The sequence below is a fragment of the Pseudomonas sp. B26(2017) genome, from assembly GCF_002113045.1.
Lineage (GTDB): Bacteria > Pseudomonadota > Gammaproteobacteria > Pseudomonadales > Pseudomonadaceae > Aquipseudomonas.
Window position 1 is genome coordinate 201,389 of sequence record NZ_NEJJ01000006.1, and the last position, 23,978, is coordinate 225,366.

General features: G+C 61.2%; 21 protein-coding genes and 1 riboswitch. Of the genes, 10 read left to right on the plus strand and 11 right to left on the minus strand.

The features are described 5' to 3' along the window. Window positions 1-21 precede the first annotated feature (21 nt). Window positions 22-471, minus strand: coding sequence for a cytochrome c (locus CAF79_RS11185; protein ID WP_085697815.1), 450 nt, complete (start codon window positions 469-471; stop codon window positions 22-24). Between the two features lie 128 nt (window positions 472-599). Here CAF79_RS11185 and CAF79_RS11190 point away from each other — a divergent pair, with 128 nt between their 5' ends. Then, window positions 600-1,772 carry a murein transglycosylase A gene (locus CAF79_RS11190; protein WP_085697816.1) on the plus strand — a complete coding sequence of 391 codons (1,173 nt, stop codon included), beginning with the start codon at window positions 600-602 and terminating at the stop codon, window positions 1,770-1,772. A gap of 49 nt (window positions 1,773-1,821) precedes the next feature. On the opposite strand, the gene CAF79_RS11195 is transcribed toward CAF79_RS11190, so the two are convergent. Both CAF79_RS11195 and CAF79_RS11200 read right to left on the minus strand, forming a co-directional pair. Beyond that, window positions 1,822-2,205, minus strand: a complete 384-nt coding sequence (locus CAF79_RS11195) for an MAPEG family protein (protein ID WP_085697817.1) — start codon at window positions 2,203-2,205, stop codon at window positions 1,822-1,824. Window positions 2,206-2,244: 39 nt separating this feature from the next. Beyond that, complete coding sequence (locus CAF79_RS11200) at window positions 2,245-3,078, minus strand: EamA family transporter (protein ID WP_085697818.1); 834 nt, start codon at window positions 3,076-3,078, stop codon at window positions 2,245-2,247. A gap of 219 nt (window positions 3,079-3,297) precedes the next feature. Here CAF79_RS11200 and CAF79_RS11205 point away from each other — a divergent pair, with 219 nt between their 5' ends. Then, a complete protein-coding gene (locus tag CAF79_RS11205; protein WP_085697819.1) occupies window positions 3,298-4,467 on the plus strand; it encodes an MFS transporter in 1,170 nt (389 codons plus the stop codon). Between the two features lie 104 nt (window positions 4,468-4,571). Continuing rightward, entirely contained in the window at window positions 4,572-5,837 is a 1,266-nt protein-coding gene (locus CAF79_RS11210; RefSeq protein ID WP_085697820.1) for a sodium:proton antiporter, read from the plus strand. Window positions 5,838-5,882: 45 nt separating this feature from the next. On the opposite strand, the gene CAF79_RS11215 is transcribed toward CAF79_RS11210, so the two are convergent. Together CAF79_RS11215 and CAF79_RS11220 are read right to left on the minus strand one after the other, a co-directional pair. After that, window positions 5,883-6,779, minus strand: a complete 897-nt coding sequence (locus CAF79_RS11215) for a formate/nitrite transporter family protein (RefSeq protein WP_085697821.1) — start codon at window positions 6,777-6,779, stop codon at window positions 5,883-5,885. 73 nt (window positions 6,780-6,852) lie between these two features. Continuing rightward, a complete protein-coding gene (locus CAF79_RS11220; protein ID WP_011336338.1) occupies window positions 6,853-7,260 on the minus strand; it encodes an acyl-CoA thioesterase in 408 nt (135 codons plus the stop codon). A gap of 197 nt (window positions 7,261-7,457) precedes the next feature. After that, window positions 7,458-7,556: riboswitch (S-adenosyl-L-homocysteine riboswitch) on the plus strand. A gap of 23 nt (window positions 7,557-7,579) precedes the next feature. Between CAF79_RS11220 and ahcY the strand changes: the two genes are divergently transcribed. The 4 genes from ahcY (at window position 7,580) to CAF79_RS11240 (ending at window position 13,087) form a co-directional block, all read left to right on the plus strand. Next, complete coding sequence (gene ahcY / locus CAF79_RS11225; RefSeq protein ID WP_085697822.1) at window positions 7,580-8,989, plus strand: adenosylhomocysteinase; 1,410 nt, start codon at window positions 7,580-7,582, stop codon at window positions 8,987-8,989. 192 nt (window positions 8,990-9,181) lie between these two features. Continuing rightward, window positions 9,182-10,027 carry a methylenetetrahydrofolate reductase [NAD(P)H] gene (gene metF / locus CAF79_RS11230; RefSeq protein ID WP_085697823.1) on the plus strand — a complete coding sequence of 282 codons (846 nt, stop codon included), beginning with the start codon at window positions 9,182-9,184 and terminating at the stop codon, window positions 10,025-10,027. Window positions 10,028-10,174: 147 nt separating this feature from the next. Next, window positions 10,175-10,987 carry an ABC transporter substrate-binding protein gene (locus CAF79_RS11235; protein WP_085697824.1) on the plus strand — a complete coding sequence of 271 codons (813 nt, stop codon included), beginning with the start codon at window positions 10,175-10,177 and terminating at the stop codon, window positions 10,985-10,987. Window positions 10,988-11,209: 222 nt separating this feature from the next. Then, complete coding sequence (locus CAF79_RS11240) at window positions 11,210-13,087, plus strand: DEAD/DEAH box helicase (RefSeq protein ID WP_085697825.1); 1,878 nt, start codon at window positions 11,210-11,212, stop codon at window positions 13,085-13,087. 139 nt (window positions 13,088-13,226) lie between these two features. On the opposite strand, the gene CAF79_RS11245 is transcribed toward CAF79_RS11240, so the two are convergent. The 3 genes from CAF79_RS11245 to CAF79_RS11260 form a co-directional block, all read right to left on the minus strand. Next, entirely contained in the window at window positions 13,227-13,820 is a 594-nt protein-coding gene (locus CAF79_RS11245) for a YceI family protein (protein ID WP_085697911.1), read from the minus strand. Between the two features lie 32 nt (window positions 13,821-13,852). Beyond that, window positions 13,853-14,404, minus strand: a complete 552-nt coding sequence (locus CAF79_RS11250) for a cytochrome b (protein WP_085697826.1) — start codon at window positions 14,402-14,404, stop codon at window positions 13,853-13,855. Window positions 14,405-15,643: 1,239 nt separating this feature from the next. After that, the gene (locus tag CAF79_RS11260; RefSeq protein ID WP_085697827.1) at window positions 15,644-17,428 is read right to left on the minus strand and encodes a flavin monoamine oxidase family protein; all 1,785 of its coding nucleotides are present in this window, start codon (window positions 17,426-17,428) and stop codon (window positions 15,644-15,646) included. Window positions 17,429-17,651: 223 nt separating this feature from the next. Here CAF79_RS11260 and CAF79_RS11265 point away from each other — a divergent pair, with 223 nt between their 5' ends. Together CAF79_RS11265 and CAF79_RS11270 are read left to right on the plus strand one after the other, a co-directional pair. Beyond that, window positions 17,652-19,058 (plus strand): adenosylmethionine--8-amino-7-oxononanoate transaminase, encoded by a 1,407-nt coding sequence (locus tag CAF79_RS11265; protein ID WP_085697828.1) that lies wholly within the window; start codon window positions 17,652-17,654, stop codon window positions 19,056-19,058. Between the two features lie 152 nt (window positions 19,059-19,210). Next, entirely contained in the window at window positions 19,211-19,930 is a 720-nt protein-coding gene (locus tag CAF79_RS11270) for a 16S rRNA (uracil(1498)-N(3))-methyltransferase (RefSeq protein ID WP_085697829.1), read from the plus strand. Window positions 19,931-19,934: 4 nt separating this feature from the next. Here the strand turns inward: CAF79_RS11270 and CAF79_RS11275 are convergent, their stop codons facing one another. Together CAF79_RS11275 and CAF79_RS11280 are read right to left on the minus strand one after the other, a co-directional pair. After that, a complete protein-coding gene (locus tag CAF79_RS11275) occupies window positions 19,935-20,837 on the minus strand; it encodes a transporter substrate-binding domain-containing protein (RefSeq protein WP_085697830.1) in 903 nt (300 codons plus the stop codon). Between the two features lie 41 nt (window positions 20,838-20,878). Beyond that, window positions 20,879-22,120 (minus strand): D-amino acid dehydrogenase, encoded by a 1,242-nt coding sequence (locus CAF79_RS11280; protein WP_085697831.1) that lies wholly within the window; start codon window positions 22,118-22,120, stop codon window positions 20,879-20,881. Window positions 22,121-22,228: 108 nt separating this feature from the next. Between CAF79_RS11280 and CAF79_RS11285 the strand changes: the two genes are divergently transcribed. Continuing rightward, a complete protein-coding gene (locus CAF79_RS11285; protein ID WP_085697832.1) occupies window positions 22,229-23,185 on the plus strand; it encodes a LysR family transcriptional regulator in 957 nt (318 codons plus the stop codon). A gap of 51 nt (window positions 23,186-23,236) precedes the next feature. Here the strand turns inward: CAF79_RS11285 and CAF79_RS11290 are convergent, their stop codons facing one another. Continuing rightward, window positions 23,237-23,854 (minus strand): hemolysin III family protein, encoded by a 618-nt coding sequence (locus CAF79_RS11290; protein ID WP_085697833.1) that lies wholly within the window; start codon window positions 23,852-23,854, stop codon window positions 23,237-23,239. Between the last annotated feature and the right edge of the window lie 124 nt (window positions 23,855-23,978).

The window sequence follows — 23,978 nt, forward strand, 5'->3', positions numbered from 1 at the left end:
CGTTCACTCAAACAACAGAAATCAATGGTCCCGAAATTCTTTATGGCAGGCACTGCAGGCATCTTCGACTTTCTGCACGGCCGGCCCCAGGTTACTGGCCTTGTAGGGTTGAACCTTACTGGCGATCACCAGTTCACCGGTAGCCGCTTCAAGGGTGCGGGCCATTTCCTGGAAGCGGGCCTGTTTTTGCCAGACATCGTCCTTGGCGCTGGTGTGATCTTCCTCGCGCACCTGCGGGAAATGTTTCCACGGTTCATGGGACAACGCATCGAGCTTGACCGCACCTTCCGCAAATTTCGGCCCGTCGAAGGCAATGCGTCCGCGCAGCATGCCACCCAGGTCTTCGCTGGTCTTGAGCATCTGTTTGAAGATCGCCTTGCGCTGACCCAGCGGGGAATTCGGGTCGACACCGCCACAGGCGGACAAGGTCAGGCAGGCCAGCAATACAACAGAAATTCTTTTAAGAGTCATGGTGGCTTCAGGTCACGGAAATCGGCGGCCAGTATCCTCGGGTCACCGCCAAACACCAATAGCCCTATTAACAATAAGGGTTGCTTGAGCGCATGGAGCACTTCTGCAACCGGCACAGGAAATTCTCCATGAACAGCCGTTTCAAGGCCTGGCGTCATCCGCTTATCGCTGCCCTCCCGCTCTTGGCGGTCCTCGCCGGCTGCACCGGTGGCGACAGCGCCAAGCCGAAAACCCACGCCTTGGCCACCTACTCCAGTGCCACCTGGGACGCATTGCCGGCAGTGTCCGACAGCGATCTGGTGGCCGGTTTCGGTTCCTGGCGCAGCGCCTGCACCCGGCTCAAGGCTGATCCGGTCTGGGGCGCGACCTGCGCGGCAGCCGCCAATGTGCCGCAAAGCGCCGGCGACATCCGCGCCTTCCTCAAGCAGAACCTCGACGTCTTCGGCCTGCGCGCCGAGAACGACAACCCCAACGGCCTGATCACCGGCTACTACGAACCGGTCTATCCCGGCAGCCTGACGCAGACCGCCACCGCCAACGTGCCGGTGTATGGCGTGCCCGAGGACATGATCATTGTGTCGCTGGACAGCATTTACCCGGAACTGAAAGGCAAGCGCCTGCGCGGCCGCCTCGAAGGTCGCGTGCTCAAGCCTTACGACGACGCGGCGACCATCGAAAGCCAGGGCGTCAAGGCGCCGGTCGTGGCTTGGTTGACCGACCCGATGAACCTGCAATTCCTGCAGATTCAGGGTTCGGGGCGGATTCAGACCGATGACGGCCGCCAACTGCGTATCGCCTACGCTGACCAGAACGGTCACCCGTACCGGCCGATCGGCCGCTGGTTGGTGGAACAGGGCGAGCTGAAAAAAGAAGAAGTGACCATGGGCGCAATCAGCGACTGGGCCAAGGCCAACCCGTCGCGCATTCCGGAACTGCTGGCGAGCAACCCGAGCTACGTGTTCTTCACCCGCAACCCGGACAGCAACGAAGGCCCGCGCGGCTCGCTGAATGTGCCGCTGACCGCCGGTTACAGCGCGGCAGTGGATCGCAAGGTGATTCCGCTGGGCAGCCTGTTGTGGCTGTCGACCACTCGCCCGGACGGCACGCCGCTGGTGCGCCCGGTGGCCGCGCAGGACACCGGCGGCGCGATTGCCGGCGAAGTTCGCGCGGATCTGTTCTGGGGCACCGGCGATGCCGCCGGACAACTGGCCGGCGACATGAAGCAGCAAGGGCAGATCTGGATGCTCTGGCCAAAAGGCGCGGCGCTGCCGCAAGTGCCGCAGGTGGCCGACAAGCCGTAGGCACAATGCAAAAGATCGCAGGCCTCGTCAGCCTGCGATCTTTCAGGGTTCAGACCGACACGAAGAAGAAACTGGCAATCAGCCCCATCCCGACGAACCACACCAGCGACCGCAGCATCGCCCAGTCCGCCAGATAGCAAATGATGTAGAGCAGGCGACTGGTGATGAACAGCACCGCCAGCACATTGACCGTTACCAGCTCCGCAGTGCCCACCAGGTGCGCGACGATCACCGCCGTCGCAAACGCCGGGGTCACTTCAAAACTGTTCAGTTGCGCCGCATGGGCACGGCGCGCCACGCCATCCACGCTGTCCAGAAAGTCCCGGGGATCATGATTGTCCCGCAGCCTGAAACCACCCGAGGCCTTGGCCACGACGGTGCACAGATAGGGCAGAAAGATCGCGATCAACACACACCACAGAGCCACCGTCATAACGCCGTCCTTCTTTCGAGTTTTAGAGTTGCCGGGCGGTCAGAGCTTCATCACCAGCATGCCGACCAGCACCAGCCCACAGGCTAAGAGCCGTGGCCGGCCGAAAGGTTCTTTCAGGTATCGCATGCCGAACAGCACCACCAGGATCACGCTGATTTCACGCAATGCCGCCGCTTCGGCAATCGAACCCAACTGCATCGCCCACAGCACCAGAGCGTAGCTGAACAACACGCAGAACCCGACCGCCAGACCCAGCCTCCATTGCTCGCGCCAGAACAGCCTGAACGCCGGACGTTTGGCCACCCACGCCAGCAACGGAAACGGCCAGGCACTGAGCAGTGTGACCCAGACCAGGTAATCCAGCGGATGCGACCAGCGCCGCAACGCCTGGCCATCGATGTAGGTGTAGCAGCCGATGCACAAGCCGATCAGCGCCACTACCGGCAGCATCGACCACGGCAGGTGTTTCCCGCCGCCGCCCTGCCAAAGCAGGCAGGCCATGCCCAGCGGGATCAACAGGATCCCGAAGATCTGCTGGGTGGTCAGCACTTCGCCGGCGAAGATCAGGGTCAGCGCCAGCACGACCAGCGGCGACAATCCGCGCATCAATGGATAGACCAGCCCCAGGTCGCCGACCCGATAGGCCTGGATCAACAGGTAGCGATAAAGCAGCTCGAACGCCGCCGACGCCAGAATCCACGGCCAGATCTCCGGCGGCGGCAGGCTGATGAAAGGGAATGCCAGCGCGACGAACAACAGTGCCACGGTGTCCATGCAGGCCACCACCAGCAGCCGCTCGGCACTGAATTTGATCAACGTATTCCACGCTGCGTGCAACAGCGCCGCCACCAACACCAGAGCTGTCGCCAGCACGTGCCACTCCTTGCTTCTTGTTATTGAGCCTGAGCCAATTAGTCAGATTATTGATTCGCGATGTGTCAGCAGCTGTTTATACTGCAAGCGACCACGCCGCACTCAGTTGCGCACAGACAAATTCCAATAATTCCTGCCTGCCCCGTTCTCGTCCGAGAGCGGTCGCCGGCCTGCGTATGCCTGATCAAAGCGTCAAGACTAACGACAGAGACCTTGCGCATGCCACTCGCCTTGCTTGCACTCGCTGTTGCCGCTTTCGGCATCGGCACCACTGAATTCGTCATCATGGGCCTGCTGCCCGATGTCGCCCGCGACCTCGCGGTGAGCATTCCCCACGCCGGCCTGTTGATCACCGGCTACGCCCTGGGCGTGGTGTTCGGTGCGCCGATCCTGGCGATCGGCACCGCCAACATGCCGCGCAAGGCCACACTGCTGGGCATGACGCTGATGTTCATCCTCGGCAACGTGCTGTGCGCACTGGCGCCGAACTACGCGACACTGATGGCGGCGCGGGTGGTCACTGCGTTGTGCCACGGGGCGTTCTTCGGCATCGGTTCGGTGGTGGCCGCCGGGCTGGTCGCGCCGAACAAACGGGCGCAGGCAATTGCAATGATGTTCACCGGCCTGACTCTGGCCAACGTCCTCGGTGTACCGCTGGGCACTGCGCTCGGCCAGTACGCAGGCTGGCGCTCGACCTTCTGGGCGGTCTCGGTGATCGGTGTGATCGCCGCCCTCGCCCAGTGGCTGTGGTTGCCGAAACATATCCCGATGGACAAGGCCAACCTCGCCAGCGAATTCAAAGTGCTGGGCAAGGTCAACGTGTTGCTGGCGCTGGGCATGAGCGTGCTGGCCTCCACCAGCCTGTTCAGCGTGTTCACCTACATCGCGCCGATTCTGCAGGACATCACCGGCGTCAGCCCCCACGGCGTGACTGTGATGCTGTTGTTGTTCGGCGTCGGCCTGACCGGCGGCAGCATGCTCGGCGGTCGCCTGGCCGACAGTCGCCTGCTGCCGTCGCTGGTGGGTGTCGCGCTGGCGGTGGTGGTGATTCTGGCGGCGTTCAGCCAGACCAGTCGAGCGGTGGTTCCGGCGGCGGTCACGCTGGTGCTGTGGGGGATTTTTGCCTTCGCCCTGTGCCCGATCCTGCAACTGCTGATCATCGATCAGGCGCATGAAGCACCGAACCTCGGTTCGACCCTGAACCAGAGCGCGTTCAACCTCGGCAATGCCGCCGGCGCGTGGATCGGCGGGCTGGTGGTCGCCAGCGGTGCGGACCTGGCCGACTTGCCGTGGACCGGCGCGCTGATGGGTGTGCTGACCGTGCTGACGGCGCTGTTTTTCATCTACCTGCAACGTCGGGGTGTTGCTGCGGTCAATGTGTCCGGCTGATTTCCCCGGGGACACCATTGTGTCCCCACCCGGCGTCAGCCCATCCAACCCTTGCGTCCTTGAGCGGGCGCGCTGTCTTTCACCCCCCATCCAAAGGACTCCGGATGCTTGAACTCGTTGCCGCTTTCATCTGCCTGACCACCCTCCTCACCTTCGTCAATTTCCGTTTCATCGGCCTGCCCCCAACCATCGGCGTGATGGTGACTGCACTGATGTTTTCCCTGTTGCTGCAAGGCCTGAGCCTGCTCGGTTACCCCGGTCTCGAAGAGCGCGTGCAGCAGCTGATCGGCCAGATCGACTTCGGCGATCTGCTGATGAACTGGATGCTCTCGTTCCTGCTGTTCGCCGGCGCCTTGCACGTCAACCTGAGCGACTTGCGCAGCTACCGCTGGCCCATTGGTCTGCTGGCGACCTTCGGCGTACTGATCGCCACTGCCGTGATCGGCAGCCTCGCCTATTACATTTTTGCCCTGTTCGGCTGGCACGTGAGCTTCCTCTACTGCCTGTTGTTCGGCGCACTGATTTCCCCGACCGACCCGATCGCGGTACTCGGCGTGCTGCGTACGGCCAACGCCTCGAAGCCGTTGAAAACCACGATCGTCGGCGAATCGCTGTTCAACGACGGCACCGCCGTGGTGGTGTTCACCGTGTTGCTGGGCATCGCGCAATTGGGCGAAACCCCGACCGTCGGCGCCACGGCCATGCTGTTTGCCCATGAGGCCATCGGTGGCGTGCTGTTCGGCGGGCTGATCGGTTATCTGGTGTACCTGATGATCAAGAGCATCGAGCAGCACCAGATCGAAGTCATGCTGACCCTGGCGCTGGTGATCGGCGGTTCGGCGATGGCCACCGAGCTGCACGTCTCGGCGCCGATTGCGATGGTGGTTGCCGGTTTGATCATCGGTAACCTCGGCCGCAACCTGGCGATGAACGACATGACGCGCAAATACCTCGACGGGTTCTGGGAATTGCTCGACGACATGCTCAACGCCCTGCTGTTCGCGCTGATCGGGATGGAGCTGTTGCTGCTGCCGTTCAACTGGCTGCACGTGGCGGCGGCGACTCTGCTGGCGCTGGCGATTCTGCTGTCGCGCCTGCTCACCGTGGCCCCGGCCATCGTCTTGCTACGGCGCTGGCGCACGGTGCCGCGCGGCACGATCCGGATCCTGACCTGGGGTGGTTTGCGCGGCGGTGTTTCGGTGGCACTGGCCCTGGCCCTGCCGCTGGGCCCGGAGCGCGATCTGCTGCTGAGCATCACCTACATCGTGGTGCTGTCGTCGATCCTGTTGCAGGGCCTGACCATCGGCAAACTGGTCAAGCATGCAACGCGCGACGAGCCGGCAACCGCTGCCGAGCTCGCGCACCACTGATCATTTTTTGATCTGCTGCGGATCGGGCTTTTTGGCCTGATCCGCTTACTCTTTTGGCGCAGCCGTCTCTTTCAGCGCAGCCGTCTCTTTCAGCGCAGCCGTCTCTTTCGGCGCACCGCTTTCACTGCGGATCTGCGCATGACTGATCAGGGCGAAGATGAAACTGCCGCCGATGATGTTCCCCGCCAGGGTCGGCCCGGCAAACACCGCCCAGAAATCACTCCACGGCAGCTCGCCGGCAAACACCAGATAGGACACCTCGGCCGAACCCACCACGATGTGCGTGAAATCGCCCAGCGCCATGAGATAGGTGATGAGGATGATGATCCACATCTTCGCGCTCTCCATGGACGGAATCATCCAGACCATGGTGGCGATCATCCAGCCAGAAACGATGCCCTTGGCGAACATCTGACTCGCGTGGTTCTCCATGACCTTGCGGCCGATTTCGAGAAAGGCCTCGTCGGTCTTGCTATCGAAGATCGGCAGTTCGAGCATCACGTACGCCACCAGAATCGTGCCGCACAGGTTGCCGAACAGCACGACAGTCCAGAGCCGGATCAATCGGCCGAAATTGCCGAACGTCGGTTTGGTCATCACCGGCAGCACGGCGGTCAGGGTGTTTTCGGTAAACAGTTGCTGGCGGGCGAGGATCACTGCGAGAAAGCCTGCGCAGTAGCCGAAGCTGGCGATCACCTTGAATTCGTCGCCCTCGGGCAGACGCGAATTGAGCAGGCCCATGCCCATCAGCGACAGGCCCATGGTCAGCCCGGCGGCCAGCGCCGACCACCACAGCGCGGCAATGCTGCGCTCCAGTTCCTGGTCGCCCTGTTTGCGGATGATTTCATGCAGAACCGCCGCGCGGGGCGGCTGGCTTTTCTCGACTTCGTGTTGTTCCTTGGCCGAGAGGTCGGGGGTCTTGCCGTCTGTTGGTGTGGTCATGGCGGGAAACCGGTGGCGGAGTCATAAGGCTACGACACGCGCCGCTCGGCTTCCGTTCGCCGGTCAGACGCGATTACTCGGTAACGGGCACGTCATCCTTGAACTGGTCTTTGACGTATCTGATTTCGGTCCGCCCGTGCGGCGCCGGCAGACCGTCTTCGCCGAGGTTGACGAAGACCATTTTCTCGACGGTCAGGATGCTTTTGCGGGTGATCTTGTTGCGCACTTCGCAGGTCAGGGTGATCGAGGTACGGCCGAACTCGGTGGCGGTGATGCCCAGTTCGATGATGTCGCCCTGGCGCGAAGCGCTGACGAAGTTGATTTCGGAAATGTACTTGGTCACCACACGCTGGTTGCCCAGTTGAACGATCGCGTAGATCGCCGCTTCTTCGTCGATCCAGCGCAGCAGGCTGCCGCCGAACAGGGTGCCGTTGGGGTTGAGGTCTTCGGGTTTTACCCACTTGCGGGTGTGGAAATTCATCTTCACTCCTGAGCGTCTTGCCGAATGATGGCGCCATCTTGGCAGACTGAGTGGTCATGCTCCATGAGGCTTCTACTATGGTCGCGATTGGCGATCTTCATCCGGCCGACAGAAACCCTTTGGAAGATCAGTCTAGACGGCTATAATCGCCCCCGTTTCAAAACGGTAACCTTCACTTGATACCGTTTTCCCGCCACCTGTCCGAGGGGCGCTGCAGCAGGTTCAACCTGTCAGGCTCGGATGGGGCGTTGGCCGGCTTGCGCCGGACACTAAACGCACAACGGCGCCCATTCGCATACATTACGAATGGAGGCTCTTCATGAGCGCTGTTATCACGCCTGCAGATTTTAACGATTACAAAGTTGCCGACATGTCCCTGGCTGCCTGGGGCCGTCGCGAAACCATCATCGCCGAGTCGGAAATGCCGGCCCTGATGGGTCTGCGCCGCAAGTACGCTTCCGAGCAGCCTTTGAAAGGCGCAAAAATCCTCGGCTGCATCCACATGACCATTCAGACCGCCGTGCTGATCGAAACCCTGGTTGCCCTGGGTGCCGAAGTGCGCTGGTCGTCCTGCAACATCTTCTCGACTCAGGATCAGGCCGCTGCTTCCATCGCCGCTGCCGGCATCCCGGTTTTCGCCTGGAAAGGCGAGACTGAAGAAGAGTACGAGTGGTGCCTGGAGCAAACCATCCTGAAGGATGGCCAGCCATGGGACGCCAACATGATCCTCGACGACGGCGGCGACCTGACCGAGCTGCTGCACAAGAAATACCCACAGGTTCTGGACCGCGTTCACGGCGTGACCGAAGAAACCACCACCGGCGTACACCGTCTGCTGGACATGCTGGCCAAGGGCGAGCTGAAAATCCCGGCGATCAACGTCAACGACTCGGTGACCAAGTCCAAGAACGACAACAAGTACGGCTGCCGTCACAGCCTGAACGACGCCATCAAGCGTGGCACCGACCACCTGCTGTCCGGCAAGCAAGCGCTGGTCATCGGTTACGGTGACGTGGGCAAGGGCTCGGCCCAGTCCCTGCGTCAGGAAGGCATGATCGTTAAAGTCTCCGAGGTCGACCCGATCTGCGCCATGCAGGCCTGCATGGACGGTTTCGAACTGGTTTCGCCGTTCATCGACGGTATCAACGACGGCACCGAAGCGAGCATCGACAAAGCGCTGCTGGGCAAGATCGACCTGATCGTGACCACCACCGGTAACGTCAACGTTTGCGACGCAAACATGCTCAAAGCCCTGAAGAAGCGCGCCGTTGTCTGCAACATCGGTCACTTCGACAACGAAATCGACACCGCTTTCATGCGCAAGAACTGGGCATGGGAAGAAGTGAAGCCACAGGTACACAAGATCCACCGTACCGGCCCGGGCGCTTTCGACGCTCAGAACGACGACTACCTGATCCTGCTGGCCGAAGGCCGTCTGGTGAACCTGGGCAACGCCACCGGTCACCCGAGCCGCATCATGGACGGTTCGTTCGCCAACCAGGTTCTGGCGCAGATCTTCCTGTTCGGCCAGAAGTACGCCGACCTGTCGCCAGCCCAGAAAGCCGAGCGTCTGACCGTTGAAGTACTGCCGAAGAAACTCGACGAAGAAGTAGCCCTGGAAATGGTTCGCGGCTTCGGCGGCGTGGTCACCAAACTGACCAAGCAACAGGCTGACTACATCGGCGTGACCGTCGAAGGCCCGTTCAAGCCGCACGCATACCGCTACTAAGACAAGAGCAGCTGCGAGCTACAAGCTTCAAGCGGCAAGCAAGGTCAAAAGCCGGACTTGCCGTACGAAGCTTGAGAGCTCTGCCCCTATTTCAAAACAGTTTCAGGCAGCAGGTTTCACGCACGAGAGATCAGCGCACCTCCGCTTCTTTCGCAGCGTGTAACTTGCCGCTCGTAACTGGAGGCTCCCTCCATGTCCCAAGAACGCCGCTACAGCTTCGAGTTCTTCCCGACCAAGACCGATGCTGGGCATGAAAAACTGCTCGCCACTGCCCGTCAGCTGGCCACCTACAACCCTGATTTCTTTTCCTGCACCTACGGCGCGGGCGGTTCGACCCGTGACCGCACGCTGAACACCGTGCTGCAGCTGGAAAGCGAAGTCAAAATCCCCGCCGCCCCGCACCTGTCGTGCGTCGGCGACAGCAAGGACGACCTGCGCGGCCTGCTGAACGAGTACAAGGCTGCCGGCATCAAGCGCATCGTCGCCCTGCGTGGCGACCTGCCGTCCGGCATGGGCATGACCAGCGGCGAGCTGCGTCACGCCAATGAACTGGTTGAATTCATTCGTGAAGAAACCGGCAATCATTTCCACATCGAAGTCGCCGCTTATCCGGAGATGCATCCGCAAGCGCGCAACTACGAAGACGATCTCGCCAACTTCGTGCGCAAGGCCCGCGCCGGCGCCGACAGCGCGATCACCCAGTACTTCTTCAACGCCGACAGTTACTTCTACTTCGTCGACCGTTTGCAGGCGCTGGGCGTGGACATCCCGGTCGTGCCGGGGATCATGCCAATTACCAACTACAGCAAACTCGCGCGCTTCTCCGATGCCTGCGGTGCGGAAATCCCGCGCTGGATCCGCAAGCAGCTGGAAGCCTACGGCGATGACAGCCAAAGCATTCAGCGCTTTGGCGAACAGGTCGTCACCGAGATGTGCGAACGCCTGCTGCAAGGCGGCGCGCCTGGCCTGCACTTCTATTCCATGAACCAGGCCGAACCGAGCCTGGCAATCTGGAACAACCTGAAGTTGCCGCGCTAAAAAGACGTAACCGCAGGACCAGGAGATCGCAGTCGCGACAGCGCTTTCAGCGTTTTCGCCGATGCGATCTTTTGCTTTTAACGCCCGAAACAGAGCTTCTGCGGCCAGTTTCTGGCTCTTTGCCGTTTCTCGTCGTAATCTCAAGCCATGCCTTTGATCACGCAGTTATTCGCCGTGCTGGTTTTTGCTTGCCTGAGCTTTGCGGCTCGGGGCGAGAAGCTGCGTATCGTCACCGAACCGTGGGCGCCGTACGTCTATGAACAGGGCGGCAAGAACCTCGGACTGGACTACGAAACCACCGCCATTGTGTTCAAGCGCCTGGGCATCGAAGTCGAATGGCAGTTCCTGCCCTGGAAACGCTGCCTGTCGATGCTCGAAACCGGCCAGGCCGACGGCGCGCTGGACATCTTCCACAGCGACGAACGCGACGCCACCCTGCTTTACCCGAGCGAACCACTGTCGGACGTCGAGTTCGTGATGTTCTATGCCAACGACCGGCCGCACCCTTTTCACAGCCTTGAAGACCTCAAGGGCCTGACCGTCGGCACCTCGCCGGGCTATCTCTACAGCTCCGACTTTCGCGAATCGACCCTGTTCACCCGCGAGCCGGCCCCGACCCACGAAGCCAACTTCGGCAAACTGGTGCGCGGGCGTATCGACCTGCTGATCACGGATCGCCGGGTGGGCCAGCATTTGCTCGATGAGTTGGGCATTCGCGACAAAATTACCGAAAATCCGACCGTCATCAGCCGCCAGAGCCAGTTTCTGGCCGTGCGGCGCAATGCCGGGATGGATCTGCTGGTGCAGCGCTTCGGCGCCGAGCTCAAGCGTTTCAAGCGCGAACCGGCCTACGCCGAGCTCAGCGCCCGCTACGGCGCGGCCCCCGCCCTGGCGGCGCCGCTGGGCAACGCCACCGCCAGCGGCAAAACCGTTGAGCAGCAGGAAAGCGGCGCGCAGTGATTGCTCTGTTATACTCCGGCGTTCCCGCCAGGCTCACGCCCGGACGCCCGGAACCGTAACAGGCCTCCCGACCCGCTACAGCGCAGCTTTTCAGCCCGCGCGAGCACTCCGGACGTGCCTTCGGAACCGCAGCAGGACCGGACGGGATTGCGTCCTCTTAAACGCCATTCGCGCCAGGCAAGACTCCCATTGGGCCAAGCCCTAACTGAAACAGGATTACTCATGTCCTTTGCTTCCCTCGGTCTCTCCGAGGCTTTGGTCCGCGCTATCGAAGATGCGGGCTATACCGAGCCTACTCCGGTGCAACAGCGGGCCATCCCCGCCGTGTTGCAAGGTCGCGACCTGATGGTTGCGGCACAGACAGGTACCGGTAAAACCGGCGGTTTCGCCCTGCCGATCCTCGAGCGGCTGTTCCCCAACGGCCACCCGGACAAATCCCAGCGTCACGGCCCGCGCCAACCGCGCGTGCTGGTCCTGACCCCGACCCGCGAACTCGCGGCCCAGGTTCACGACAGCTTCAAGATCTACGCCCGTGACCTGAAATTCGTCAGCGCGTGCATCTTCGGCGGCGTCGGCATGAACCCGCAGGTTCAGGCCATGTCCCGCGGCGTGGACGTCCTCGTTGCCTGCCCGGGTCGTTTGCTCGACCTGTGCGGCCAGGGCAGCGTCGATCTGTCCCACGTTGAAATTCTCGTGCTCGACGAAGCCGACCGCATGCTCGACATGGGCTTCGTCCATGACGTGAAGAAAGTCCTCGCGCGCCTGCCGGCCAAACGCCAAAACCTGCTGTTCTCGGCGACCTTCTCCAAAGACATCACTGACCTTGCCGGCAAGCTGCTGCACAACCCGGAACGCATCGAAGTGACGCCGCCGAACACCACAGTCGAGCGCATCGAACAACGCGTCTTCCGTCTGCCAGCCAGCCACAAGCGTGCACTGCTGGCCCACCTGATCACCGCCGGCGCGTGGGAACAGGTGCTGGTGTTCACCCGCACCAAGCACGGCGCCAACCGTCTGGCCGAATATCTGGACAAACACGGCCTGCCGGCTGTGGCGATCCACGGCAACAAAAGCCAGAACGCTCGCACCAAAGCCCTGGCCGACTTCAAGGCGAATCAGGTGCGCATCCTGGTAGCGACCGACATCGCGGCTCGCGGTCTGGACATCGACCAGTTGCCACACGTGGTCAACTACGAACTGCCGAACGTCGATGAGGACTACGTGCACCGCATCGGCCGTACCGGCCGTGCCGGCCGTTCGGGCGAGGCGATCTCGCTGGTCGCGCCGGACGAAGAAAAGCTGCTGAAAAGCATCGAACGCATGACCAAGCAGAAAATCGCCGACGGCGACCTGATGGGCTTCGATGCCAGCACCATTGAGGCCGAAAAGCCGGAAGCCCGTGAACGTCCGGACATGCGCAACCCGCGCAACGCCCGTGGCCCACGCGGCGACGGCCCGAATGGTGGCGGTGGCGGCGGCGGTCGTAAAGACAAAGGCAAAGACAAGGGCAAGGAAAAACCGGCCGGCGAACGCGGTGAGCGTGGCGAGCGTCCTGCCCGTCAACAAAAGCCGCGCGAAGGCACCCAGGCTCGCGAACAACGCCAGCCGAGCCAGCCGCCACGCATCCCGGCAGATCGCGCTCCGGATGAATTCCTCGACGACGATATCGATAATTTCGGCAACCGCGTTGACTACGTGCCGAAGCAGGCTCCGGCCGGTGGCCGTGGTCGCCGTCCTGGCGGTCAGGGCCAGGGCGCAGGTTCGGGCGCGCCACGCGGTGGTCAGTCGCAAGGCCGCCAGAACGGCCCGCGCAACAGCAACGGTTCGAGCACCGGCACCCCGCCAGGCAAACGCAACGGCCCGCGCAATGGCGCCCCGCGTGACGGCCAGGGTCGTCGCGATGAAAACTCGCGCAACCGCCGCCCGGCCCGTGACGATCAGCAACGCGCTGAACCGGCCGTGCAGAACCCGCGCAGCAGCGGGCCGAAGATCATGCACAAGGAATCGAAAGCCGACCGCTTCCCGACGCCTGAGCAGCTGGATCAACTGCCAAGCCGCCCACGCGGTGAAAAACCGGCCTTGCTGACCCGCAATCGCTGAGTTTTCGACTGCTATGAAAAATGCCCCGGCCTGAAAACCGGGGCATTTTTTTGTGCGTCGCCGAGACGAGCGTTGCCGAAGGCAATAAAAAACGCCCCCGGTCGCAAGACCGCGGGCGTTTTTGTGTGTCAGGCGAAAATTACTTCGCTTTGACACCTTCAAACGAGATGTACAGGTCGACGTTGTCGGACTGTGGACCCAGATCCATCATCTTGCCGAAATCAGAGCGCTTGATGCTGGTAGTGCCTTCGAAGCCGGCACGGTAGCCGCCCCATGGATCCTTGCCTTCACCCAGGAAAGTGGCCTTGACCACGATCGGCTTGGTCACGCCGTGCAGGGTCAGGTCGCCGGTGACGTCAGCCGTGTCTTTGCCAGCGGCGTTCTTGCCGGTGGATTTGACGCTGGTGGAAACGAACTTGGCGTCGGCGAATTTGCCCACATCCAGGAAGTCTTTGCTGGCGATGTGCTTGTCACGCTCGGCGTGGTTGGTGAACACGCTGGCGGTCTTCACGTCGAATTCGATCTTGCTGTCTTCAGGCTTGGCAGCGTCGAAGCTGAACTTGCCGCTGATGTCCTTGAAGGTACCCGTGATGTAGCTGTAGCCCAGGTGGCTGATCTTGAAGTCGACGAAGGCGTGCTGGCCTTCTTTATCAACCACGTAGTCAGCGGCCATCACGTTGGCGGACAGAACGGCAGAACCGATTGCCAGAGCGGCCAGAGTCTTTTTCAACATGCTTTGTTTTCCTTTGGAGTCGAGGTTGAACATCAGGCTTTGCGTCCCAGCATTCGTGTCAGGGTCGCATCACGATCGATAAAGTGGTGCTTCAATGCTGCCAACGCATGAAGGCCGGAAAAAATTACCAGCGCCCACGCCAGCCAGAGATGAATCACACCGGCGGTATCTGCCTGATCCGGTAGTCCGGAAACCAGTGCAGGAACTTCAAACAGGCCAAACACCGGGATCCCGACACCGTCTGCGGTGGAAATCAGGTAACCGGCAATCATCACGGCAAACAGACCGAAGTACAGAAATGCGTGGCCGAACTTCGCGCCGAGGCGCGTCATGCGGCTGTAGCTTTCCAGCGACGGCGGCGGCGGGCTGACAAAGCGCCACATCACCCGCAACACCATCACTCCCAGCAGCACCAGACCGATGCTCTTGTGCAGATCCGGCGCGTCTTTACGCCAGGTGCTGTAGTAATCCAGCCCCACCATCCACAAGCCCAGCGCAAACAGCCCGAAGACCGCCAGCGCCACACCCCAGTGCATGAAGATGCTGACCCAACCGTAGCGCGAAGAAGAGTTACGTAGCTGCATTGCCCAAATCCTGTGAGAACTGCGAACCAAGACTAGCGAGTTATCTATCGAATTAAAGCGGAAAATTTTGCTTTGAAATATCGAGAAATACGATCAAGAGTCTGGAAGTGGCGTGTTAAGGAAAGATTAAAGGCGATTTTGCCCAGGTGCGGTTGAGAAAGGGCTGGCAGACCCTCCCCCCATTTCTGCGGCGTGATACGAGGCATGGACCTCGCCGCTCCGCTCGCAGAGACGGCCACGTAGGACAAACATTAACGATATATATGTATTGCAGATTGCGAATTTGCCCATGTTCAAATGAAAACTCAGGCATTCATTTGACAGGTGAAAACATGGCTCTACGATACATTCCTTTTCAAGCAAGTGGATCATCGGTACTACCTCCCAATCAAACAATGACAGCGGGGCAATATCTTCAATCCGAAAACGGCCGATTCCGTTTACTATTACAAAGTGATGGAAATCTAGTAATTAAAGATGGAGAAGCAGTGATCTGAATTGCAGATAGCAATCAGGCTTACAGTAAAACACTCCATCAAAAGAGAATGCGCGAACCTCTGCAATTCGTCATTAGTAACAACGGATTCCTATATGATCCTTCCCGAAGGCGTTTATGGATCGCGGAAGGCAACCACAGTACTGATAAATCGCTTTGGTACAACGCTCACCTCATCCTGCAGGATGATGGAAATCTAGTCATCTATGACGGACGGACTGGGAAACTTAGCTGGGCCCGCTGGGGGTTTGTCCCCGGCAGATTTCCTAAGCCAAGGCCTCTCAAGATCTTGTCTGAAGGCATTCCAATATTCATATGGAATTTCCCATAAAATCCGCCCTCTGAGCGCTTCAATTAATAGTCAAAGAGCATTCAGCTAATTTACCGAGCACTCCGGTTTAAATGGATCAATCTTGCATTTATGTGCTAACTCGAAATCATTCCTGGGAATCATCGGGATTTTCAATGGGTCTCTGCACTCACCCAATACGCACCCAGAAAGTGCAACTGACAGGATCAACAATATTGTAAATTTCATAGATGCTCCAAGTTTTTATGGAGCCTATGGCGTACCGCGAGCTGCAAGCAATCAATCCCTTCCGAATAATTTGTGGGATGTTTCCGATTGCTTTGAAAGATCACCGGCACTGCTCAAAAAAAACGTAATAACCAAGCATCTGATAGTGGATGAACGCGAAAAAAAACGCGGCCCGTATGGCCGCGCTTTTTATTGAAGCAAAGGCTTACTGAGCCTTCGTATCAGTGGTTGCCGCCGGTTTGGCCGCTGGCTTCTTCGCCGGTTCAGCTTTTTTCACCGCAGGTTTGGCTGCAGGTTTTTTCGTTTCGGTCTTGGCCGCCGGTTTCTTCGCTGCTGGCTTGGCTGGCGCTTTCTTCGCCGGCTCGGCCTTCACCGGAGCCGCTGGCTTCGGTGCTTCTACCGGGGCAGGCGCAGGCGCCGGGGTCGGTGCAGGGGCTGGAGCGGCTGGAGCAGGTGCCGGCTCTGGCGCTTTTACTGGCTCTGGCTTCTTGTCGTCGTCCGAACCACCGAACAGGTTGGTGAAGAAGTTGCCTTTCTTCGCTGCCGTGGCCGCACCTGCTGCACCTGCCGCCGCGGCTGCGGTGGCCGCTGCCGGGCCGACCTTGATCGGTTCGAAGGATTTGCCTGCCGCCAGGTCTTCAACCTGACTGGCCGCGCGCTGGCCGGTGCGCAGCGCGCCTTCCAGGGTGCCCGGGTACAAGGTGTCGGTGTGTTCGCCGGCAAACGCTACGCGTTGCAGTGGACGTTCCCACAGGCGCCAGAATTTGCTGATCTGGCCAGGACCGAAGGCCAGGTAAGAGCCGCCAGTCGACGGGTCGGTGCTGTAACGACGGATTTCGTAGCCGGTGAACGAGCCACGGGCCTGTGGATAAAAGGCGTGAAGACGGATCAGCACCTGATCGACCATCTGCTTGTCGCCAAAGGCCTGCATGACGCGGGCATTGTCGCCGGACAGGTTGATCACCACGTTGGCGCCGCCCTTCAGGGCTGGCTCGATCCACAACATGCCCAGGCCGGTGTTGCTGTAGATCTCGCCGGACATCCGCGCCTTGCTTTCCCACACCGGCGTCTTGAACTTCAACATGATCTGGTCGCGCCAGCCGTAGTTGGTGCCCTTGATCGCGGCCAGGTGCTGGGCATCCAGCGCCGGGGTCAGCTGGATCTTGTTGAGGGCGCGCAACGGCACCGCCAGCACGACGTAATCCGCCTGGTAGCCAACGCTGCCGACCTTGACGGTGACGCCATCCTTGTCCTGGGTGATGGCGGACACCGGCGAGTTGGTCTTGATGGTTTTCAGCTGTTTGACGAAGGCCTGGGCCAGCACCGGGCTGCCGCCGACCAGACGCGAAGCGCGCAGGTCACGGTCGGACACGCCGCGATACACCCGGCTCTGCTGCGCGAAATACAGCAGCGACAGACGCGAAGGCTCGTCGTAGTGGGTGCGGATATCCTGGTTGATCAGCTGACGCGCAGTGGCCGGCAGATTCTGCTTGTCGAGCCAGCTCGAGACGTTGATCTGGTCCAGGGCGTGCAGGGTGTTGGTCGCCGCCGGATTCTGCGGGTCGTCGATCGAGCGCGCCAGGTCGTCACGGGTTTTCTCGTAGCGCTTGAGCGCTTCGGCCGTGGCCGGTTGTTTGGTGGTCAGGTCGGCGGCGGAGAAATATTCGCCGTCGATCAGGTAACCCGGAGTCCGTACGAATTCAGGGGCTGGCGTGGTGTTCAGCTTGAAGGTCGACACGTACTTGTTCAGCACCGGCTGAGTCTTGTCGTTGCCGATCCACTCGCTGGTGGCCATGCCCGAGCGACCGCCCAGGCTCGGTTTGGCTTCGAGCAGCGTGACTTGCCAGCCCTTGTTCTGCAGTTCGTAAGCCGCCGTCAGGCCCGACAGGCCGCCGCCGATCACGATTGCGGTTTTATCCTTGGCCAGCGCCGTAACGCTAAACAGCCCCAACACCACTAGCGCACAGGCGCGCAGCCAACCGACAGACATTCAGCGAACTCCGGAAAAACACGTAGGAAAATGCAGTTTTGCGGGTCATACGACCCAAAGAATCGCGAAGAATACGTCAGCCATCAAAACGCCGCCAGCGACGTCTATCGGCCCGTACAAAGTAGCTCAATCGACACAATGGGTTGTTCCGGCGCGATGCATTGCATAGGCTTGCGCGATTGTTTGCCCGCGCCTGACGCGAGCCGCCTCGAGGAGACTGAACATGGGCCTGAACAACCAGTGGATGCAACGCGATCTCGCGGTGCTGTGGCATCCCTGCACCCAGATGAAAGACCACGAACAGCTTCCGCTGATCCCGATCAAGCGCGGTGAAGGTGTCTGGCTGGAAGACTTCGAAGGCAAGCGTTATCTGGATGCGGTCAGCTCCTGGTGGGTCAACGTGTTCGGCCACGCCAACCCGCGCATCAATCAGCGCATCAAGGATCAGGTCGATCAGCTGGAGCACGTGATTCTGGCCGGTTTCAGCCATCAGCCGGTGATCGAACTGTCCGAGCGTCTGGTGAAGATGACGCCGGAAGGCCTGAACCGGGTGTTCTACGCCGATAACGGTTCGTCGTGCATCGAAGTCGCGCTGAAAATGAGCTTTCACTACTGGCTCAACCGCGGCCAGCCGAACAAGAAGCGCTTCGTCACCCTGACCAACAGCTACCACGGCGAAACCATGGCGGCGATGTCGGTCGGCGACGTGCCGCTGTTCACCGAGACCTACAAAGCGTTGCTGATGGACACCCTCAAGGTGCCGAGCCCCGATTGCTACCTGCGTCCGCAGGGCATGAGCTGGGAAGAACACTCGCGCAACATGTTCGCGGCCATGGAGCAGACACTGGCGGAAAATCATGACAGCGTCGCGGCCGTGATCGTCGAGCCGCTGATCCAGGGCGCCGGCGGCATGCGCATGTATCACCCGGTCTATCTCAAGCTGCTGCGCGAGGCTTGCGACCGTTACGGCGTGCACCTGATCCACGACGAAATCGCCGTCGGTTTCGGTCGCACCGGGACGATGTTCGCCTGCGAACAGGCCGGCATCCGACCGGACTTCCTCTGCCTGTCGAAAGCCCTCACCGGCGGTTACCTGCCGTTGGCGGCGTGCCTGACCACCGACGAGGTTTACGGCGCGTTCTACGACGACTACCCGACCCTGCGCGCCTTCCTGCATTCGCACAGCTATACCGGCAACCCGCTCGCGTGCGCGGCAGCGCTGGCGACCCTGGACATTTTCGAGCAGGACAACGTGATCGAGAGCAACCGGGCGTTGGCTCAACGCATGGCCTCGGCGACGGCGCATCTGGTGGATCATCCGAATGTCTCGGAAGTCCGTCAGACCGGCATGGTCCTGGCCATCGAGATGGTCAAGGACAAAGCCACGAAAGAGGCTTATCCGTGGCAGGAACGCCGCGGCCTGAAGGTGTTCCAGCATGCGCTGGAGCGTGGCGCATTGCTGCGTCCGCTGGGCAGCGTGGTGTATTTCCTGCCGCCGTACGTAATCACCCCGGAGCAGATCGACTTCCTTGCCGAAGTCGCCAGCGAAGGCATCGACATCGCCACCCGCGAGAATGTCAGCGTGGCGGTACCGAAGGATTTCCATCCCGGGTTCCGTGATCCGGGTTGATTCGGCTTACTTGAGATTTGCAGTGCCTGGACTGCCTCTTTCGCGAGCAAGCTCGCTCCCACAGCGAAATGCATTCTAAATGTGGGAGCGAGCTTGCTCGCGAATGAAGTCGACTCCGATCCAACTGATTCACATCTTTTCAGAGAACCACCATGAGACTGTCCCGCTTCTTTATCGACGCCCCGCTGAGCACCGGCGAACACGAACTGCCGGAAGCCCAGGCGCATTACATCAGCCGCGTGCTGCGCATGGCCGAGGGCGATGCGGTGCAGTTGTTCGACGGTTCCGGCCACGAGTTTCGCGGATCGCTGGTGGAAGTCGGCAAGAAACGCGTGGTGGTGCAGATCGACGAGCAGTTCGCAGGTCAGGTCGAATCGCCGCTGCAAATCCACCTCGGCCAGGGCCTGTCACGGGGCGAGCGGATGGACTGGGCGATCCAGAAAGCCACCGAACTGGGCGTGACCGAAATCACCCCGATCTTCAGCGAGCGCTGCGAAGTCCGCCTCAAGGACGAACGCGCCGACAAACGCCTGCTGCACTGGCGTCAGGTGGCAATCAGCGCTTGCGAGCAATGCGGTCGTTCGCGAGTGCCGGTGATTCACCCACCGGTGCTGCTCACCGACTGGCTGAAGCAGACCGAAGCCGAGCTGAAACTGGTACTGCACCCGGTCGCCGAGCCGTTGATCAGCCACGCCAAACCATCGACCCTGGCGTTCCTGATCGGCCCCGAAGGCGGCTTGTCCGACGCCGAAGTCGAGCAGGCCAAGGCCAACGGTTTCCACGCCGCCCGCCTCGGTCCGCGCGTGCTGCGCACCGAGACCGCGCCAGTTGTGGCGCTGGCGGTGGCGCAGCAACTGTGGGGTGATTTCTAACCCGTCACTGCACCGGATCACTGATCGGTCTGGCAATGATTGCCTTGAGTTCGCTGGTCATCGGGAACTCAAGGTTCAAGCCTTTGGGCGGGATCGGCTGTTCGAACCACTTGCGGTAGATCCCGTTGATCTCCCCCGAGCTGTACAGGTCGGCCAACACACCGTTGACCAGTGCAAGGAACTGCGGATCATCCTTGCGCACCATGCAGCTGTAGATTTCCCGCGACTGCTCCTCCCCCACCACGACCCAGTTGTGCGGGTCGCGCGCCTTGGCCCGTTCGCCGTAGAGCAACGCATCGTCCATGTAGAACGCCGCCGCGCGCCCCGATTGCAGCATCTGGAACGCCTCGCCGTGATCCTTGGCACTGATCACGAAGATGTTCAATTTGTGATCGAGGTTGTAGCTCTTCAGATAGCGCTCGTTGGTGGTGCCGGCGGTGGTCACCACGTTCTTGCCGCGCAGGTCATCGAAGCTGTGGATTGCGCTGTCCTTTGCGGTCAACAACTGGCCTTTGACGTAGATGAAACCGTAGGAGAACGCGACCTGCTTCTGCCGTTCGGCCGTCACTCCGGTGGAGCCGCATTCAAGGTCGACCGTGCCGTTCTGCACCAACGGAATCCGCGTCTGCGAGGTCACCAGGTTGTACTTCACCTTCAGCTCCGGCAGCGCCAACTGCTGTTTGATGCGCTCGACGATCCTGTCCGCCAGTTCCACCGAATACCCCATTGGCTGCCCGGTGTGATCGCCCACATACGAGAACGGCACCGACGCATCGCGATAACCCAGGGTGATGCTGTTGGCGCTGGCGATCTTGCCGAGCGTACCGGTCAGCGGCACTTCATTGGCCTGTGCCTGGGCGCCGATGAACAGCGCCAGTGTGCAGCCGAGCAACGTGATTTTTTGCATTGTTATTCTCCGTTGTGGGTGGGGTGTTTTAGCAGAAAACGTCACGCCGCACGGGGATTGAACCCGTGCAGATCAATGGATGTGCGTTGCTGGCCGATCAGTTCGCTGAGCAACTGCCCGCTGCCGCAGGCCAGGGTGAAACCGAGCGCACCGTGGCCGAGGTTGAGCCACAGATTGCGATACGCCGTGGCGCCCAGCAGCGGAACGCCGGTGGGCGTTGCCGGACGCATGCCGGCCCACTCAATGGCGGCGTCATAGTGGCCGGCGTCGGGAAAGGTGTCGCGGGCCTGGCGTTTGATCAGCGCCAGTCGCTCGGGGTCCACCGCCGGGTCGAAACCGACGATGTCGACCATCGCCGCCACGCGTAACTGTTCGCCGATGCGGGCGTAGACGATCTTGCGGTCGTAGTCGGTGATGCTGACGTCCGGTGCCCGGTGTTCACTGCCAATCGGTACGGTCAGGCTGTAGCCCTTCAGCGGATACAGCGGCAGGCGCAGGCCGGGCAGCGCCAGCAACGGGCTGCGATGGCCGGCGGCGATTACCAGTTGTTCGACCGGCAGGGTTTCTTCGCCAAGTTCGATGGCCGTGACGGCGCCGTGGCTGTGACGGATGCCGGTGACTGCCTGACCGAGGCGAAACTCGCAGCGGCCCGACGCGTTCAATCGCGCCGCCAACTGTTGGCAGAAACCGTGACAGTCGCCGATCTCTTCATCCGGCGTGTAGATCGCGCCCACAAACGGCGCCTTGGCCAATGCCGGTTCCAGTTGCGTACATTCGGTGGCGGACAACACCTGCTGTTGCCGCGGATCGGCCAGGCCCTTGCGCGCATGGTCGAAGCTGGCGGCGTTGCGGAAGGTCACCAGTTTGCCGTTGCGCCGCCAGTTGAAACCGGCCAGCCCGTCGTCCTCGCGCCAGCGTTTCAGCGTGCTCTGGCTGAACAGCGCCAGACGCAACAGATGCGCGGCGTTTTCACGATTGACCGAGGTGCGGCAGGCGGCGAGAAACGACGCCATCCAGCGCCACTGCGTCGGGTCCAGGCGCGGGCGCAGCTTCAGCGGTGAATCGCCACGCAGGATCCAGCCGATCGCCTGCAGCGGCACACCGGCATCGGCCAGCGGCGCAACATAGCGATAGGACAACTGGCCGCCGTTGGCGAAGCTGGTTTCGCTGCCCAGCGACTGCCGCGCCTCGACCACTGTCACTTCGAAGCCGTCGCGCACCAGCGCATAGGCCGTTGCCAACCCGATCACGCCGCCGCCGATGATGCACACACGCTGAGCCATGTCCGTCCTTAATCGTTCTTGAAGACGAGACCGAGGTTAGGGCGAGGTGACAGGCGCCGAACAATGAATAAAGATGCCAGACCTATAAACCAAGGTTATGGACTCACCATGCGCCTTCGCCACATCGAGATTTTCCAGGCCATCCGCCAGACCGGCTCGGTCAGCGCCGCTGCGCAATTGCTGCACGTCTCGCAACCGGCGGTGACCAAGGTGTTGCAGCACGCCGAGCAGCAGCTGGGTTTTCCATTGTTCCTGCGGGTGCGCGGCAAGTTGCAGGCGACCCCGGAAGCGCTGGAGCTGGAGCGCGAAGTCGACAAGGTCACCGAAAGCCTGCAAAGCGTGCGGCGTCTGGCCCAGAGCCTGCGCCGCGAGCCCGGCCACAGCCTGCGGATCGGCGCGACGCCTGCCCTGGCGCTGTCATTGCTGCCGCCGGCGATCCGGCAATGGACGGCGCAGTTCCCGGACATCGCCTGCGAACTGTCCAGCGCCCACAGCCGCGAGCTGATGCAGAACCTGCTGATGCGCGAAGTGGACGTGGCCCTGACGTTGCAGTTGCCGGATCATCCAGGGCTGAAGGCGCAGGCATTGGCAGTGGGCGTGTTGGTGGCGCTGGCACCGAAAGGTTACTGGCCCGAGGAAGACGCGGGTCAGCCGTTGTCGCTGATGGCCCTGGCTGGTGCGCCGCTGATCGGGCTGTCCAGCGCCGATCCGCTGGCCGCCCGGCTCGACAGTTATCTGGAAGCCGTCGAACCACCGCCTCGAGTGCGGATTGCCGTGCAGACTTACTCACTGGCGCGAGCGATGGTGGAGTCCGGCGCCGGGGTGGCGGTGATCGATCCGTTCACGGCGCTCGGTGCTTCGCCGACCAGCACTGTGATCCGCCCTCTCGCCCCGCCGCTGCCGATCACGCTGTACGCGGTAACTCGCGCCACTGAACCGCCGCCGCATACCCTCGGCGACCTGTTGCAGATATTCAGCAGCCGCGCGCAGATAGAACTGCAAAACCTCGGCCCTGCGGGAGCGGGCTTGCCAGCGATTGCGCTGGCCCCTTCAACACCTGAGTGACTGACAGTCCGTCACCGCGGGCAACCCCGCTCACGCAAGGTTTTGGGTGATCTACAGGACGTAAAACAGAATCGCCCCAAAGTGCAGCAGACTCCCGGCGATCACGAACAGATGCCAGATCCCGTGGGCATGCCGTAACCGATGGTCGAGGGCGAAAAAGATGATCCCCACGGTATACAGCACGCCCCCCGACGCCAGCCAGGCAAACCCCGCAGTCCCCAGCGCCGCAATCAGCGGCTTGACCGCCACCAGCACGATCCAGCCCATCACCGCGTAAATCACGATCGACAGGATCCGCGCCTCGGAGCGCGGTTTGATCTCTTGCAGGATGCCGATCAGCGCCAGGCCCCAGACAATCCCGAACAACGTCCAGCCCCACGGCCCGCGCAGGGTCACCAGGCAGAATGGCGTGTAACTCCCGGCGATCAGCAGGTAGATCGAAAAGTGATCGACCTTCTTCATGATCGCTTTCTTGCGCCCGCGCACGCTGTGGTACACGGTGGATGCGCTGTAGAGCACCAGCAAGGTGAAGGCGTAAATCGCCACGCTGACGATCTTCCACGGGCTGCCGTCGAGGCTGGCGATCACCAGCATCCAGACGCCCCCGACAAACGCCGCTACCGCCCCGACCAGATGCGTCCAGGCGTTCAGTTTTTCTCCGTGATACATGTGTCGCACACCTCGATTTCATTACCGCAGCGCGCAAGGCTCGGGCCTTGAGCGTAAAAGCGCAATGTTTCCGTTCAACGCGGGCCTGCGCCTGTCCTGATATTTGGGCACAATCGACCGATAC

Excerpts from the sequence above, each read along its gene's own strand:
- CAF79_RS11185 (WP_085697815.1), bottom strand. The coding sequence starts at position 471 with ATGACTCTTAAAAGAATTTCTGTTGTATTGCTGGCCTGCCTGACCTTG.
- CAF79_RS11190 (WP_085697816.1), top strand. The coding sequence starts at position 600 with ATGAACAGCCGTTTCAAGGCCTGGCGTCATCCGCTTATCGCTGCCCTC.
- CAF79_RS11195 (WP_085697817.1), bottom strand. The coding sequence starts at position 2,205 with ATGACGGTGGCTCTGTGGTGTGTGTTGATCGCGATCTTTCTGCCCTAT.
- CAF79_RS11205 (WP_085697819.1), top strand. The coding sequence starts at position 3,298 with ATGCCACTCGCCTTGCTTGCACTCGCTGTTGCCGCTTTCGGCATCGGC.
- CAF79_RS11210 (WP_085697820.1), top strand. The coding sequence starts at position 4,572 with ATGCTTGAACTCGTTGCCGCTTTCATCTGCCTGACCACCCTCCTCACC.
- CAF79_RS11215 (WP_085697821.1), bottom strand. The coding sequence starts at position 6,779 with ATGACCACACCAACAGACGGCAAGACCCCCGACCTCTCGGCCAAGGAA.
- CAF79_RS11220 (WP_011336338.1), bottom strand. The coding sequence starts at position 7,260 with ATGAATTTCCACACCCGCAAGTGGGTAAAACCCGAAGACCTCAACCCC.
- ahcY (WP_085697822.1), top strand. The coding sequence starts at position 7,580 with ATGAGCGCTGTTATCACGCCTGCAGATTTTAACGATTACAAAGTTGCC.
- metF (WP_085697823.1), top strand. The coding sequence starts at position 9,182 with ATGTCCCAAGAACGCCGCTACAGCTTCGAGTTCTTCCCGACCAAGACC.
- CAF79_RS11235 (WP_085697824.1), top strand. The coding sequence starts at position 10,175 with ATGCCTTTGATCACGCAGTTATTCGCCGTGCTGGTTTTTGCTTGCCTG.
- CAF79_RS11240 (WP_085697825.1), top strand. The coding sequence starts at position 11,210 with ATGTCCTTTGCTTCCCTCGGTCTCTCCGAGGCTTTGGTCCGCGCTATC.
- CAF79_RS11245 (WP_085697911.1), bottom strand. The coding sequence starts at position 13,820 with ATGTTGAAAAAGACTCTGGCCGCTCTGGCAATCGGTTCTGCCGTTCTG.
- CAF79_RS11250 (WP_085697826.1), bottom strand. The coding sequence starts at position 14,404 with ATGCAGCTACGTAACTCTTCTTCGCGCTACGGTTGGGTCAGCATCTTC.
- CAF79_RS11260 (WP_085697827.1), bottom strand. The coding sequence starts at position 17,428 with ATGTCTGTCGGTTGGCTGCGCGCCTGTGCGCTAGTGGTGTTGGGGCTG.
- CAF79_RS11265 (WP_085697828.1), top strand. The coding sequence starts at position 17,652 with ATGGGCCTGAACAACCAGTGGATGCAACGCGATCTCGCGGTGCTGTGG.
- CAF79_RS11270 (WP_085697829.1), top strand. The coding sequence starts at position 19,211 with ATGAGACTGTCCCGCTTCTTTATCGACGCCCCGCTGAGCACCGGCGAA.
- CAF79_RS11275 (WP_085697830.1), bottom strand. The coding sequence starts at position 20,837 with ATGCAAAAAATCACGTTGCTCGGCTGCACACTGGCGCTGTTCATCGGC.
- CAF79_RS11280 (WP_085697831.1), bottom strand. The coding sequence starts at position 22,120 with ATGGCTCAGCGTGTGTGCATCATCGGCGGCGGCGTGATCGGGTTGGCA.
- CAF79_RS11285 (WP_085697832.1), top strand. The coding sequence starts at position 22,229 with ATGCGCCTTCGCCACATCGAGATTTTCCAGGCCATCCGCCAGACCGGC.
- CAF79_RS11290 (WP_085697833.1), bottom strand. The coding sequence starts at position 23,854 with ATGTATCACGGAGAAAAACTGAACGCCTGGACGCATCTGGTCGGGGCG.